We start from the raw sequence: 15394 nt of genomic DNA, 5'->3' as shown, positions 1-15394 counted from the left end.
CGCACCTTAAGGGGTCTTAACTTGAATTTTTTGCTTTTCTTCAAATTCTTCAAATCCTTGAACTTTCTCCATTAATCTCTCTTTTATCAATTCAGCGTCTAATTCATTTTCATTAATCTCATCTTTTTTAATCATATCTACTATAACTTCTGTAACTTCCATATATTTATTAGCCGGAACAGAGCCAATTAGTTTACCTAGATTTTTATTTCCTCCACCTATTACTATGTTAAGTCTTACATTTCCCATATTAGCTACAGCTCCGAATCCTATGTCCATAATCCAATGCCTACCACATGAATGAGTACATCCGCTGAATGATATGCGTAGTTTTATATTTTCCTGCTTTAATCTTTCATAAACCTTTGTGGCCATTTCTGTAGTTTGAACTAGAGCAGGAGGACAATAATCATTGCCTATACAAGAATTAACATTAAACGTTTTTTCCCATATTTTATTTGATAATTGATATGGAGATAATATGTCTACCTTTTCTTTTATATCATTTTTTGTAATTGGAATATATAACTCTTGGGTGTTGAATAAATATCCGTAACCCTCATTTTCCTCCATAATTCTCACTAATTCTGGAACATCTGTTGTTGGTAACCATCCGCCAATAGGTTTAATTGTAAGAATTTTATCAAACTCAACTTTTTCTGGCGTTAAATCCTCATTAAATATTGGTAAAGAGCTTGCTATAGAATTTGCCTCTTGAATAATCATTTCTTTAATCTTCTCTTCTCCGTATTTTTCTACCACGTGCTTAAAACCTCTTTTTTCTTTCTCTCTTTTTAAGATATTTGCTACAGCAACACAAATTGGTAATAATTTACTGGCAGGCACGTCGGTAAAGAGTGTTTTTCCTTCAAAAGCTTGATCACCAATTCCTCCACCTATCATTACATCAAACTTATCTTTATCCTTAGCTATAATACCTACATCCATAATAACTGGAGTTGCACAGCCGGTCTCGCATGCAGAAACGGATATTTTAACTCTCTTAGGTAACGCAGGATATTCATAATCTTTATTATGTCTGAAAAAGTTTGCAATAAATAGTGCTAATTTTTCTGCATTGACTTTAGCCTTTTGGCATAGCTGGGAAGGACAAGGTATTACGTTCCTAACAGATGCCCCACAAGAGTCCCTAGGATCTAAACCTACCGACTCTAGATCTTGTAATACTATTTCTAAGTTTTTCATATCTATCCCATAAAGTTCTACATCACCCCTTGTAGTCAATTGTATCTTTTTATTCCCGTAGTTGTTAGCGATTTCAGCCAGTTTCTCCCATTGATTGGCATACCATTTTGCAGGATCTCTTCCAATGCCTTGCCTTATTCTTATTGATACTAATGGATTATCTCCTCTACTTGTATAGATTCCTTCATATCTTTTTGGGTAAAACTGTTTAAACTTGTCCCTAAAGGTTATGCTCATAAGTGTACAAGCAGTTGAAAAAGTATAAAGGTATTATGGTCATAAAAGTAAATTATTTTTAAATATAATGATAGATTCGTTTAAAGTAGATAAATGAATTTCATACTTTATCCAGCTTTAAGGAAAGTTCATCTCCTCTGAACTTATTACCGTTTTCTAGCTGTCCCTTATTATTAAATAGGCAGGAAGAACAAGAAATAATAAAATCTATAAAGATTAATATAAAAATTATTTTGAAATAAAGAAATAAATGTTTAGCTCCTAACTACTTTAATCGAGCTTACTATAATTTCCTTAAATGCAGGTTCCTTACTAATTTTATCGATTTTCCAATCCATTAAAGAGTTCGCTTTTCCCCAATGAAAAGGTACAAAGATAATACCCTTAGATAATCTATTAGAGGTCTTAGCTCTAAATATTAACGAATTCTCCCTTGTACTTATTTCTACAATATCCCCAGTCTTTATTCCTAATTCTTTCGCATCTTCTTCAGAAATTAACATTTCATCTTCTTCTATATCATTTATAATAATTAATTTGAGATTATTCCTATATTTAGTGTTCCACAATGCCAATAATCTCCCAGTTATTAATATAAATCCTTCCTGTAAACTATAATTAGGTTCAACAGCTTTAGTCCTTAATACTATTGGCTTATATTTGCTTTGCTTGTAACCGCTAAATTCACCATATTTTATCCCCTTATAGTCTACTGGTGTATTTTCAGTAATTTTAACCAATTCATTAAATATATCCTTAAGATCTCTATTCATATTAAAGTTTAATTTTTCTCCAACTATCCTAGCAATTTCATAGTCAGCCTTAAGATTTGACTCACGTATCTTAGGCATATAAGATACAGTTCTATCTCCCGTAGTATGAATTCCAGCTCTCTCGCTCCAAGTGGCAACTGGAATAACCATATCCGAAGAACTTGCGGTTTCAGTTTCATAAGCGTCTTGAGTTACTACTAAATCAACATAAGATAATAATTCCTTGAACTTATTTGACCTGGGCAAAGATATTACTGGATTTGTACCTATGATCCAGAGGACTTTTATTTTTCTCTCCTCCATTAATTCGTAAAACTCTGTTATTGTATAATAATTTCTAGATATAGTGTAACGTGGAATCTGCCAGAAATCTTCAACTTCCCTAACTTGATCCTCGTTATTTACATATCTTAACCCCGGCAACATTCCAGCTAATGCTCCTATTTCCCTTGCGCCCATAGAATTATGCTGTCCAGTCAACGGCAATACTCCTTTACCTTCCCCGTAAACGTTATCCGTTAGCATAGCCATCGTAGCTATAAGTATTCCTAAATCTGTACCGTAACTTCTCTGGTTTATTCCCATGCCCCACATAAATACTGTATTTGTATTAATTATTCTCTCAGCAACGTCTCTAATAGCTTTCTCGTCTATGGACAAAAGTTGTGAAACCTTTGACGGATACCATGTCATAGCAATATTCTTTAGGTCTTCAATATTCTCTATTTGATCTATGTTTCTAGATTTAAATATTAAATAATAAATTAATCCATATAATAAAATTATATCTCCCCCGGGAGGTATTTTAATGAAATAATCAGCGTGTTCGGCAGTTTCTGTTAATATTGGATCAATTACGATAATTTTCTTATCCTTATCAGAATTTTTTGCATGTAACATCCTATTCCACAGTACTGGGTATGAAGAAGCAGGATTCGCACCTATTATAAATAGGGTTTTAGCTTTATCTATATCGTCATAATTAGCTGTAGGCAACGGATATCCGAAAGAATACTTTAATGCATAAGCAGCACTTGCCATGCAAAGCCTTACATTGGAGTCAAATACTCCAGTACCTATAAATCCTTTTCCAAGCTTCACAAAAAGATATTGATCCTCAGTAGGTATTTGAGCACCCATGTAAAAAGCGATAGAATTTTTACTAAATTTCTTTATATTTCTCCTAATATATGTGGAGAGTATACTTAACGCTTTGTCCAAATCAATTTCCTTACCGTCCAATGTAGGGTTAATAAGTCTTTTAGATTTCAGAGTATCAGGAAGCAAAGCAGCCTTAATACACATCATTCCTTTATTAGTTGTATATTTAGTAGGAGTTATCCTATCTTTTTCAAACTCTACTCCGCAACCAATTCCACAATAAGGGCAAATTGTTTTCATTTAGCTTTAGTGTTTCATTAGTTAGATTTAAGAATTTTGCTCATAAAAATAAAAAATGATTAATCTTCATTATAATTATAATTAAGAAGATCTTTCTTTTCTCTTCGTAAGTTCCTCTGCTAAATAATTTAGACTCACGTTAAAAACAATTCATGAGTATCTTATAATTATAAAGAAAGACTGAAAATCATGATTAAAAGATAGTGCAGAAAGCCTTACCTTTTAGTGTACGTGGAGAAATTCCATATATAATAACCAATGAGTTTCACATCAATTAATCTATTAATTCTTCCTAATTTCCTTTAGAATAGTTGCAAATTCCAGTAAATCCTTCTCTAATTCCTCTTTATTTAGACTACTGAAGCTTATTCTGAAAGAGTCTTCTCCTAACCCTTTTTCGAAGTAGAACTTATCACCGCCCACTACTTGCACTCCCTGCAAACGTTTATAATTAAGTCCACTACAGAAAGTAAAGAAACCCCCTCTTGGGAATGTGCATTGTACGGACTCTGGGAATTCTTCGCTAATTATCTTCATTGCTAAATCCCTTTTCTCCTTGTACGCTTTCTTAGCCTTATCCAAATTATCTAGGAATCTTGGATCCCTTATTACATTTTTAACTATTAATTGATCTAATGAAGATATTTGGTGGTTTACCTCCATCTTAATTTTTATTAGTTTATTAAGCAAGTCCTCATCATTAACTAAAATAAAGCCTACACGTAAACCTGGAGAAAGTATCTTACTAAAACTAGATACGTAGATTACTGGGTCACTAAAGGATCTAAACGTCTTTACGTCTTCTTCATACGAAAAGAATCCGTAAATATCATCTTCAATTATCCTAAATCCGTATTTTTCAGGCAATTCTATTATCTCCTTCTTAGTATAATCCGTTGTAACGTATCCTGTTGGATTATTTATAGTTACTGTATAGAAGAACTGAAATTTATGATTTCTAACAATTTTTTCTAAGCTTTCGACGTTTATCCCATCTTCGCTTATGGGTACAGAATAAACGTTAGTAAGCCCTTTAAATTTCAATATGCTTATAAAACCTTGATACGTAGGGGATTCTATTGAAACATCATTAAACAAATAAGAAAGCAAGAAAAGTGCCTCTTTAGCACCAGCTGTTAATATTATATTTTCCGGTTTAGCCCTCACTCCCCTTAACTTTAGGAAATCTGCTATAGCCTCTCTAACTTCATATATTCCCTGAGCATCGACGTATTGCAATGCTTTATCGTATTCTTCATTAAGTACTCTAGCGGAGGCTTCCTTGATAATCTCTATAGGCAATAATTTAAGCTCAGGTATTCCGTAAGCTAGATTTATCATTTTTTAATTACCATTTTGCATATTTTAACCATTTTCCGTTGAATTTTAGTATCATTCTTTCGTTTCCTTTTTCGTCTTTTGTTTTATCCACGTCTATCATTACGTCTATCATGCTCATTATTCCGTCTCCGAACATTTCGTGTGCTACGTCCTTTATTACAGGGCCGTATAATAGTACTGCCTCATAAAGTCTGTAAATAAATGGATCTGTTGGTGGCCAAGGTTGGGCAGGAGTTCTCATTGGTACTTCCATTAATATATCCTTATATTCAAGGGGTAGCTCCAAGAGTTTCACAAGTTTTTCAGCCTCTTCTTCAGTTGCTTGACCGTAACCGTATAATAACATTGCCGCATAAACCGGACTACGACCAATAGCCTTACCAATCTCCTCCCAAGATAACTTCTTCTCCCTCTTCCTCTCCAACATAAACTCCCTAGCCTTAGACTTATCCAACATGTAAATTACCTATTATTAAAACTTTTATATAGTCTATATTCTTTTACCTTAATTTTTTAAAAACTATTTTATATCAGTTGAGAACGTATTAACACTTTCTAAAAGCAATCGTTCTATAACAATCTCAAAAATAAAATTCTTTTAATTTATCTCTATTTATAGAATTATATTAATATTTAAATTTTACCATTCAAAGTTATTAAAGATCTTAATGAGTCTTAAGAGAGATAAAAAAGCAGTTTCCGTTCCAGATTTAGGGGCAGTAACAGATCTTCAAATGAGAAAATCACTAAATAAACTTGAGTTACTGTTCCTTTCACTTCAAGGAGTGATTGGCTCAGGTTGGCTATTCGCATCTCTCTATACTGCAGCATATACTGGGGGATCGGCAATAATAGCTTGGATAATAGGTGGTTTAATGCTACTTCCAATAGCGTTAACTTATTCCGAAATAGCTTCGATAATACCAAAATCAGGAGGCGTAATAAGATAACCTCATTATACTCACGGCGGTTTTTTAGGTTATATAATCTCCTGGAGTTACTTCGCGGCAGGAGCAACTGTACCTGCAATAGAAGCTACTGCTGTAGTTACTTATCTTTCAAGTCTATTTCCTCAGCTTACAGTTAATGGCTATTTAACTACTTATGGAATTTTATTGGCTTACGGCTTAATATTTCTATTCTTTATAATAAATTACCTAGGAGTCAGTATATTGGGTAAAGTAGCCCACGGAGTAGGTTGGTGGAAGTTAATAATCCCCTCAATAGCTGTAATTCTGCTACTGTCTTTTTATTATAACCCTTCTAACTTTACTGCAGGTGGTGGGCTATTTCCATCTCCTTCAAATTTAGCTACTTCTTACTATGGAATGGCTGCAGTATTATATTCAATCCCAGCCACTGGAATTTTATTTGCATATACCGGATTTAGGCAGGCAATAGAGTACGGTAGCGAAGCTAAAAATCCTAAAAAAGATATTCCGTTTGCGGTAGTCGGCGCAGTATTAATTTCAATCGTCTTATATACCTTACTTCAAGTGGCATTTATAGGGGCAATAAACTGGAGTGCAATAAACGTGAAAGTAGGAGACTGGGGAGGAATTCAAAATAGTATATTATCCTATGGGCCTTTCTACGAAATTTTTAGCACCGCAGACGTGAGCGGACTAGTAAGGCTAATATTCATTTCATTTGCGTTCCTGTTGTTAATAGATGCTGTAGTATCTCCATCCGGGACAACGTTAGTAGGTATGGGTAGCGGTACGAGAGTGCTGTATGGCTTAGCGTCCAATGGCTACTTTCCAGAAATATTCTTAAAATTGGGAAAAACCAGAGTACCCGTAGTGTCTTTAATAACTGTTACAGTTTTAGGGTCTATATTCCTACTACCTTTCCCGGCGTGGATAGCGTTGGTAGGAATAGTATCCTCGGCCGCAGTGTTTACATATATAATGGGAGGCGTAAGCTTAGAGGTATTAAGGAAGAAGGCCCCAGATGTAAATAGGCAATTTAAAGTGCCTTTTAGTAAGGTTATAGCACCTCTATCCACAATCTCAGCCTTGCTGATAGTATACTGGTCCGGATTTATTACATTGTTTGAAGTAGTAACGATAATATTTTCTGGAATACCAATATTTATAGGTTATTATGCTAGAAAGTTCTGGAACATTAAGAAGAGCATTTTAATACCTTCCCTTGCGGTTAATATTTCCGGAATAGTGATAGGTACTGCATTATTTTATATCCTTACTTCGGGTTTAAGTACAACAAACAATCTAGGATTCGCAATTTACATCGCTACACTCTCTGCCGTAGCATTATTTGATTTTGTGGTGGCATATAAATATGGGAACAGTGGTGAGGCTAAGGCCGGAGGATTAATGCTTTTCTTAATCTTAGCCAGTCTAGTTTTATCCTATTTCAGTTTCGGTAGGTATCCTATAATACCGTTCCCAGAAGATCTAATACCCGTCACAGCTCTAGGGCTTGCATTTCATTACTCAGCTATTAAAAATAGTCTTGGAGAAGAGGAAATAAGAGAAATAATAAAAAGGACAACTGAAGGATTAATATAAAAATATTTCAAGGTTTAGATTATGTTCTTCTTAAAGTTTATACCAAATATGAAAGGGAAGCCTTTACTAGAAGGGCTAGAAACACCAGAGTAACATTTTATTTACTAGTCTCATCTAGCGATTTGCCTGTAGTGGCTTTAGTAAATAGTAATAATATTCCGCCAACTATCATCATCACAGCTAATATAAGCATGGTATTGAAGAATCCATACTTAGCTGAAACCGTTAGGATTATTATTGGCATAAATGCTAATAACAAGTGTGCTATTCCGTCAGTAAAAGCAAACGCAGTTGCCCTGACTTCCGTAGGGAAGTGCTCTACTGTAAGCAGGTACGTATAAGGAAATATGAATGCACCCAGTGAAGATAATGATGCTAAAGAGACATAAATTAAAATAGCATTATATAACGTGCCTAAAAGAGCCATGAAAATACCAGTTAATAACGCTGCAAGAGTCGCTAGGTACTTTCTTTGAGTTTTTTCCGCAGTAAGTGCTGAAATGACATAGAATACAAATGCTACACTACCAGAAACTACAAAGAACCTTAATGTTGAAGCCAATGTGTAGCCGTGTTCTGTCAATATTGTAGGTACCGTTATTCCTTCACCATCAAAGGCAGAATAGAACATGATCCATGATATTAAAAATATAAGAAAATATTTTAGATGACTCTTATCTACTAAAATCTTTAAATTAGCTAAAGGTGATGATTTGTGAGAATTATTATAATTAGAAGGTATTAAAGGTATTAATGGTTCTTGAATATTTATATGAAGTTTTTCTAGAGTTAACTTAGCTTTGTCTAATTTTCCTTTTTTCTCTAGCCATCTAGGAGACTCTGGTAAATCTTTTCTTAAAACCGCAAAAGTTATGCCAACGATGCCTCCTAGTATAAATACTAAACGCCAGCCTATATTTGGGATTGGAGCAAGCAAGTAAGATACGACAGTAACTACTAATGCTCCTAGTGCTATACCTATCGATGACGAGTAAGAAATTATTTTGCCTCTAGAATGTTTAGGTGACATTTCTGCCAAATAAGTTATAACTGAATTAAAATCTACGTAAGTCCCCCAACCTACAAAGAACCTTGTTATAATTAGCATAAGGATATTTACTGACAATGCTGATAAAATCGTTGATATTGAATATGTAACTAATCCTATGATTAACATAAACTTTCTGCCAAAATTATCCGATAGATATCCACCGCTTAGCTCACCTATAACACCACCTATAAATGTACTAGTTAAAGCTAGTGATGCCAATGTTGAGGATATCTTAAAAGTACTAATTATTGCTGGAAGTACGTAACTTAAATCAAATAGATCGTACTCAACAAAAAAGTAACTTGCACTAATTACCATAAATAACCATGTCGAAATAGGCATTTTTTGTAAATTATCCATGATTTCAGAGACGGACCTATTAGCATTATTATTCATAAATAATAATATTTCTTCACATTTTTAAACTTTTCTATTTATCACATTTATTTTATCGTTAATTCTTCTAAATTATCTGGAAATTTAGTAAGCAATTCTATTCCATTTTCTCTTACTAAGACTGTATCAGAATGTCTGTACCCTCCTAAGCCTGGAACGTATATTCCTGGCTCTACAGAGAATACCATGCCCGGTAGGAATTTACCATCATATCCTATGTCAATAAATGGTCTTTCGTGAACTTCTATACCTAATCCATGGCCTACGTGATGGCGTAAGTACTCTTGAACCCCTAGTTCTTTTGCTTTTTCTCTAACAGCTTTATCTACATCTTTTATATTACCATAAGGTTCAATAGCATTTAGAGCAGTTTCTCTTAATTTCATCATTTTCTCGTACATACTTTTATGAGCATCATTAGCATATTTTACAAATAGAGTCCTTTCTAATTCTGCAGAATATCCTCCTATATCTGGTCCAGATCCTATGCCTAAAATGTCACCTTCCTTTATTCTCCTATAAGTTGATAATACGTGAGGAAATGCGGAGTACTCACCTACTTGGCCTCTGAAACCTACTACTAATGGATAAATAGACTTAATTGGTTTATAATCTTCTCCAAAGTATTCTTTAATTTTCTTACTAGCTTCTAAGCTGGCCTCAAAAGAGATCTCCCAATCATATTTCCCAGGTTTAATGTAATTCATTGCAATTTCAATTGCCTTAGAAGCCCAATAACCACTCATTTTAATTAAATTAATTTCCTCTTCTCCTTTTATAATTCTCATTTCTTCAATAAGGTCTTTAATTGAAGTAATTTCTATTCCATTTTTACTCAGTATTTCTGACAATAATGGACCATAGTATCCCCAATAAGACGGAGCCCCAGCTAAATTATCCATTCCGAGCCTCTTTATATTGTATTCTTTAGCTAAGTCTAAAATTGTATCTCTAATAAATAATATAACGTGAGGCTCTCCTGGAAAATCGAAATAGAAGTATTTTCTTCCTATAATTTTATTCATTGTCTCAATATGATCTTTTTCAAGTAATGGTGATATAAGAGTGATTTCACCATCTTTTGGTATAACTAATACAAATGGCCTTTCTGTAGATAAAATGTATAGATTCGTTAAATAAAATATATTTGATAAATTAGTTAGATAAATAGCATCTAAATTTAGTTCTGTCATTTTCTTTCTGAGATTATTGAGCCTATTCCATAATTCGTTTTCACTAATTCTAGGTATCATGAAAATTGATCTAATTGGAAGTATATAAATTTTTATACCTTACCTATTAATTTTGGTATAACATGTATTTAGGCTAGCGTATAATAATATTGTCAATAAATATCATTTTATGTATTATAATAAAGATTTTTATTATAGAAAATAGGAAAAATATTAACGCGATAAGGAAGGCAGTGAAGGAATTAAACTATACATACATGGAAATACCTAGTAAGGCAGTATATGACTCTCAAATAATGCCTAAAATAACTAAAAAATAGGGATATTTGTACCCAGCAAAGTAGGAATTAGTCATCCGCCAGAAGCGTGGACTGACTTTAAAGACGCTTATAGAGGTATGCAAGTACTAAAGCAGAGCGTTGTTAATTTAGATCAATATATATCCTCTTCAACTCATTAATTTCAAGCTCAAAAGTTCAAACTCTTAGTTAAGTAAATTAATAACCCTATGATAACTCTGCCATCTTTAACTTTCGGGAAATTGAATTACTCTATTATTTTATGTTATTACTATCATTTCTAAGTGTCAATAGTTAGAATCCGTATTAAAATTTATATAATATATAGATTTATATATAAAAAATATTATACTTTAGTTTATGTTATTTTTATTACTCTGGTTTGCCTCTTCTTCTAATTATGGTGAATACAACTGCTACTGCTATTATTACTACCAAAATTCCTCCAACTATTGGTATTATACTAGATTTAGTTGCAACTGGCGGAGGAACGGTAGTCGTAGAAGGAGTTGGCTTTACATATGTAGGCAAGTGTGGAGTAACGCCTGGCGGTACTATATATCCCATTAGCAAACCTATTACTGGCCCCATATATTCAAAGTCATATGCTATAAATGGGAATAAGATCGTAGATATAAAGGTTTGATTATGAGTAGATAATATAGCATTCCAGTTTGCTTCATAAGGATTAAGCTCTACTGGTTCTACTTTTTGTACATCAGCAATAGCTGGTAACCAGTAGTTGTACCATGCCATAAGCTTTTCTGTATCATTTATATACTGAGGAGAACCATATTGTAGAGTATGCATTTGAATGACTATTTGTGATACATTTATTGTATAATTTTCACCATTATAGATATACCATGTTGGTTTTGATAAATTAAACGGAGGTTGTGGTATTATGCTGGCTATTCTCCACGCATCTATAGTATCTGTAAATGGTGTAAAGAACGGTGCTGCTTCAAAATCTCCACTGAAGAACTCTGAATAAAAGTCGGACGTAGATAATTCATAAACCTGCGCTTTTATACCGAAAGCGTTTAACTGCGTAGCAAATTCTTGTGATAGTGCTACAAAATCTGTAAATCCTGATGGTGCTATAATACTTATTGTTAACTGAGATCCGTTTGGTAGGACCCAATAACCATTTACTTTTTTAAATCCCGCTTCTTCTAGCAACTGGGTAGCCTTTTGTAAATTATATGAATAATTATTAAGACCTTGGAAAAACGATGAGGGAAGCATTTTCTGGAACTCTGGTAAGAAACCTGATGGAATTCCAGCAAAATTAGTTGGACCAGATATGTAATCTGGTGCATATGCCTCAGCAAGCTCAGTAGTGTTTATGGCATAATATAAAGCTTGTCTTACTATTGGATTATTAAATGGATATATTTGAGGATTAAGATAAAATCCTACGCCACCATAGGTACATGCCATGTATATTATATATCCCTCAGATTTTATTGTTTCATATATGCTATATGGTATTGCAGTAACACAGTAGCCTAATATACCGTCTTCTAAAAAGTTATAAGTTTGAGTATTACCGCTTGACCAGTAAGTTATCATTTTAGGATAGTATTTTATAGATGAGTTAGGAAATGCCTGCTCAAAATATGGATTTGCTACCCAGCACATTAGTTCGTCGTTAATACTAGACACGTTAGGGAAGTAAAATCCATTACTTGTAGGAGTTACATTTAGAGATTGTATATAGCTGGTTAGGTTGCTTAGATAACTGCTTAATGCTAAATTTGACGTATTTAGAGTTGCCAGTATTTTAGCATATTTACCAAATTGAAAATATGGAGCTCCTATATAAGATGCTAAGACTACAGCTGCCGTTCTATCCAAGTTTTTCCAATAAATTCCTTTAAACCAAAACGCTACAGTATAGTTATTTATTACAGTCACATTATATAATCCATAGTTTGAGTACCATCCGAATAATCTTATTCCTATCATATAAGTAGTCCATACGTCCCAAGCAGTAAATGGTTTTGGTCCGTTTACTGTATCCCAGTAATATGGATGTCTAAGTGTTACTATTAGTTCATTTCCATTCCACGTCCAGTTAGTTGCTAAGATGGGTATGAACTGATGATCATTATGCACATAAACAGCCAATGGTAAGTATTGGAAGAATCCTAAAACTAAATTAGTAGGTGACCAGAAATTCCAATATACTCCCCCAGGAGTCGGAGGAGCTTCGGGTGCCCAAACCCACGTGCCATTAGATATCTTATCCGTAAGTGCGGAATGCGTTACTATATTAAACCCATTAGTAGTAGGTAGATAAAATCCCAGTAGCATTATAATTACTAAAATCGAGGCATATAATCTACTTTTTTTATATAACATTTTCACTTCTCACGAGTTAATGCTCTATAAATTTATTTTTAAAAGTTATTTTAAAAGGTCATTATATAGTACTTATATTTTTGTATTTTATTCTTTAGTGATATATTTGTATTAATACTATCTATACTATAGTTTTGAGATATAATTGATGTCTATACCGTCTTTTCCATAAAATACTCATAAATTTTAAGAGGAAGTCACTTTAATCTCTAAGCTTATTTATTAGATAAGTTTATATAGTATCAATTATTAAACTTTATTTTATATAATTAAAATATAATATATTTCTATAGCATTTCAGACATATTTCTTTACGAAAAGGTTTTATATTAAATTTATTTTACCATTATCTATGAAAGTTAAGAGAAGGGATTTTATAAAATTGCTAGGATCTAGTATTGTATCTGTTGCATTATTAGATAAATTGCCCTCCTCTATTATTTCTAGGTCACAAGTAATATGTACACCTTGCTCATGGCAGTACGGAATTGAGAGCCCGCAACCCAATAAGACTATTTATGGCGGATTTATAATAATCAAAACTCCGAAAAAATTAGAGGACTTAGATTGCTTAATTGTTATATGGCCTTCATTAACTACTTCTACTGGATATTTTTATCAAGTATCTTTAGGATATCATCCAGAATGGGGCTGGCATGTTTCCGCTGGTTCAACTAATCCACAGTTATTCTGTGGATTAAGTTGCGGGCCTTTTGCTGTAAATAACGAGCTTTTCAGACCAAAACCAGATAGCTTATATGAACTAGGAATAAGATTAATTCCTAAAGAAGATACAAATGAAGTTTGGCTATATGTAGTTGATTGGCAAACCAAAATATTATATACAATATTTAAATTAACTGATCCAGGTACAGTTGCTACACCGATTGGAGGCATTTTAGAAGGTTTTACAAAAAGTGAAGAAGCTTTATCCAATATAAGTGGAGATAACGCATTTGAAATCATTACAGCAAATTGGTTAATAACTCCTTGGAGTTCCGAACTATGGCCTCATGGATACGTTTACGGTCCTACTCCTCAAACATGCACTCCTACTAATAACGGGTTTAGCGGGTACGAGAGTGTACCATCATCGATTCAAATAAAGCCTCTGAAACCTGGTAAAATAGTAATAGGAGCCAATGTTGGAGGCCAGCAATATGGAAGTGGTTATCAGCTATGGTAAAATATAAGCTCGTTTTGATCTCTTTAATTTTAATGATATTAGCCATATTCCCTTACTTGCCTACATCCATTATTAAAGCTCAGCAACCATATAATATAACAACAATAACAGTCACTGTAACTATAATATCTACTACTACCATAACAGAGTACGTGACTTCGTATATAACTTCGATTCATACTGTGTTATCTACATCTATTATAACTAAGACTATAGTTCATACAGTGCCATACAATTTGCCCGAGACTGTTATAATAATAATTCTCGTAACAATAATAATATATCTGCTAATACGTAGGAAATAGTAGTTAGGTTAAAATAATATGATATCAAGATAGGAATACGTGGCAAGAATATCCAATATCATAAAACTGATTATATTTCTTACTTTAGCAAAGCTTCTGGTATTTCTTCCAATATATTTTATTTCTGGTTCAAATTTCTTTTACTTGATAACTACTAAATGGGATTCTATACTTTTTGAAACAATAGCAGAATATGGTTATATAAAACCTTGCTTATTTGCGTTTCCACCTATATACCCTTTGCTTATCAAGCTGATGTATAATATTTTCAATAGCTACTGCATTAGTGCTTTTTTAGTTACAAATATATTCGGATATTTGTTTCCAATAATAGTATATAAAACATTCAATTATAAAACTTCATTACTTTTAGAGCTATTTCCGGTTTATATAATCTATTCTACACTTCCTTATTCGGATGTTATCTATTTAACTGCGGTTTCATTGACTTTTTACTTTTTAAAGAAGGAGAAGATCTTGCCGGCATCAATTGCAATGGGCTTTGCCATAGCAACATTTTATAGTATAGCTTGGACTCTACCCTCATTTATTATTAAACTTAAAAAATCATTCTTAAAATTTATTATTATTCCGTTATTATCTGGATTTTCTATATTTGTGTGGTATTATTTATCTACTGGTGATCCATTCTATTATTTTAAACTAGAAAAAATAATTTGGGGAGTGAAATTAGTTACACCACTATGTCAAATTAATTGGCTACTTAATGGCTGGTTTACTACTCAAAACTGGACTATACTCTCCTTAAGCTTAAGCCCAATTGACTGGCTAGTTAGAAATTTAGGTTTTGAAATTTTCTTTATTATATTAACTATAAATATAATAAGGCTTCGCGATGATAATAAGTGGTTATACTTCACTTATTCCATTTTAGCAATATCTCCATTACTTTTTATAATCGGTACACCTGCCATTTCGATACCAAGAATATTACTTTCAGCTTTTCCATCATTTTATTCATTAAAAATTGAAGGTATTTGGCTAATATTATATATAATAATTTCAATAATACTGACACCACTATTTGTATTATGGCAAATTTATGCCTTTTTCTCTTAATCTCTTCTTCTATCTTTATATTCTA

General features: G+C 32.8%; 11 protein-coding genes and 1 pseudogene. 5 read left to right on the top strand and 7 right to left on the bottom strand.

What is annotated here, in order from left to right; translation table 11 throughout:
• Positions 1-6: 6 nt before the first annotated feature.
• The 4 genes from D1867_RS06595 to cynS form a co-directional block, all read right to left on the bottom strand.
• Complete coding sequence (locus D1867_RS06595; protein WP_155863296.1) at positions 7-1443, bottom strand: nitrite/sulfite reductase; 1437 nt, start codon at positions 1441-1443, stop codon at positions 7-9.
• 254 nt (positions 1444-1697) lie between these two features.
• Positions 1698-3617 (bottom strand): molybdopterin oxidoreductase family protein, encoded by a 1920-nt coding sequence (locus D1867_RS06590; protein WP_155863295.1) that lies wholly within the window; start codon positions 3615-3617, stop codon positions 1698-1700.
• 282 nt (positions 3618-3899) lie between these two features.
• The gene (locus D1867_RS06585; RefSeq protein WP_155863294.1) at positions 3900-4958 is read right to left on the bottom strand and encodes an aminotransferase-like domain-containing protein; all 1059 of its coding nucleotides are present in this window, start codon (positions 4956-4958) and stop codon (positions 3900-3902) included.
• A gap of 7 nt (positions 4959-4965) precedes the next feature.
• Positions 4966-5415, bottom strand: a complete 450-nt coding sequence (gene cynS / locus D1867_RS06580; protein WP_155863293.1) for a cyanase — start codon at positions 5413-5415, stop codon at positions 4966-4968.
• Between the two features lie 211 nt (positions 5416-5626).
• Here cynS and D1867_RS06575 point away from each other — a divergent pair.
• Positions 5627-7492, top strand: a pseudogene (locus D1867_RS06575) (APC family permease).
• Positions 7493-7589: 97 nt separating this feature from the next.
• Here the strand turns inward: D1867_RS06575 and D1867_RS06570 are convergent.
• A complete protein-coding gene (locus D1867_RS06570) occupies positions 7590-8939 on the bottom strand; it encodes an MFS transporter (RefSeq protein ID WP_155863292.1) in 1350 nt (449 codons plus the stop codon).
• 47 nt (positions 8940-8986) lie between these two features.
• The gene (locus D1867_RS06565; protein WP_155863291.1) at positions 8987-10192 is read right to left on the bottom strand and encodes a M24 family metallopeptidase; all 1206 of its coding nucleotides are present in this window, start codon (positions 10190-10192) and stop codon (positions 8987-8989) included.
• Between the two features lie 89 nt (positions 10193-10281).
• Between D1867_RS06565 and D1867_RS06560 the strand changes: the two genes are divergently transcribed.
• Positions 10282-10452: a hypothetical protein gene (locus D1867_RS06560; protein ID WP_155863290.1), complete on the top strand. Its 171-nt coding sequence runs from the start codon at positions 10282-10284 to the stop codon at positions 10450-10452.
• A gap of 351 nt (positions 10453-10803) precedes the next feature.
• Here D1867_RS06560 and D1867_RS06555 read toward each other — a convergent pair whose 3' ends face one another.
• Positions 10804-12798, bottom strand: a complete 1995-nt coding sequence (locus D1867_RS06555) for an ABC transporter substrate-binding protein (RefSeq protein WP_155863289.1) — start codon at positions 12796-12798, stop codon at positions 10804-10806.
• A 352-nt stretch (positions 12799-13150) separates the two neighbouring features.
• Between D1867_RS06555 and D1867_RS06550 the strand changes: the two genes are divergently transcribed.
• From D1867_RS06550 to D1867_RS06540, 3 genes are read left to right on the top strand one after another with little or no spacing between them, the layout of a single operon-like run.
• Positions 13151-13984 (top strand): hypothetical protein, encoded by an 834-nt coding sequence (locus D1867_RS06550; RefSeq protein WP_240872180.1) that lies wholly within the window; start codon positions 13151-13153, stop codon positions 13982-13984.
• The gene (locus tag D1867_RS06545; RefSeq protein ID WP_155863288.1) at positions 13978-14289 is read left to right on the top strand and encodes a hypothetical protein; all 312 of its coding nucleotides are present in this window, start codon (positions 13978-13980) and stop codon (positions 14287-14289) included. The genes D1867_RS06550 and D1867_RS06545 overlap by 7 nt, the downstream gene beginning before the upstream one ends.
• A 39-nt stretch (positions 14290-14328) precedes the next feature.
• Positions 14329-15369, top strand: a complete 1041-nt coding sequence (locus D1867_RS06540; RefSeq protein ID WP_155863287.1) for a hypothetical protein — start codon at positions 14329-14331, stop codon at positions 15367-15369.
• The last annotated feature ends 25 nt before the right edge of the window (positions 15370-15394 follow it).

Origin of the sequence: Acidianus infernus (assembly GCF_009729545.1) — an archaeon.
Classification (GTDB): domain Archaea; phylum Thermoproteota; class Thermoprotei_A; order Sulfolobales; family Sulfolobaceae; genus Acidianus; species Acidianus infernus.
This window is presented reverse-complemented; position numbering and strand designations above follow the sequence as displayed.

Bases quoted from the DNA above. Each gene is read 5' to 3' on its own strand.
- D1867_RS06595 (WP_155863296.1), bottom strand. From the start codon at position 1,443: ATGAGCATAACCTTTAGGGACAAGTTTAAACAGTTTTACCCAAAAAGA.
- D1867_RS06590 (WP_155863295.1), bottom strand. From the start codon at position 3,617: ATGAAAACAATTTGCCCTTATTGTGGAATTGGTTGCGGAGTAGAGTTT.
- D1867_RS06585 (WP_155863294.1), bottom strand. From the start codon at position 4,958: ATGATAAATCTAGCTTACGGAATACCTGAGCTTAAATTATTGCCTATA.
- cynS (WP_155863293.1), bottom strand. From the start codon at position 5,415: ATGTTGGATAAGTCTAAGGCTAGGGAGTTTATGTTGGAGAGGAAGAGG.
- D1867_RS06570 (WP_155863292.1), bottom strand. From the start codon at position 8,939: ATGAATAATAATGCTAATAGGTCCGTCTCTGAAATCATGGATAATTTA.
- D1867_RS06565 (WP_155863291.1), bottom strand. From the start codon at position 10,192: ATGATACCTAGAATTAGTGAAAACGAATTATGGAATAGGCTCAATAAT.
- D1867_RS06555 (WP_155863289.1), bottom strand. From the start codon at position 12,798: ATGTTATATAAAAAAAGTAGATTATATGCCTCGATTTTAGTAATTATA.
- D1867_RS06550 (WP_240872180.1), top strand. From the start codon at position 13,151: ATGAAAGTTAAGAGAAGGGATTTTATAAAATTGCTAGGATCTAGTATT.
- D1867_RS06545 (WP_155863288.1), top strand. From the start codon at position 13,978: ATGGTAAAATATAAGCTCGTTTTGATCTCTTTAATTTTAATGATATTA.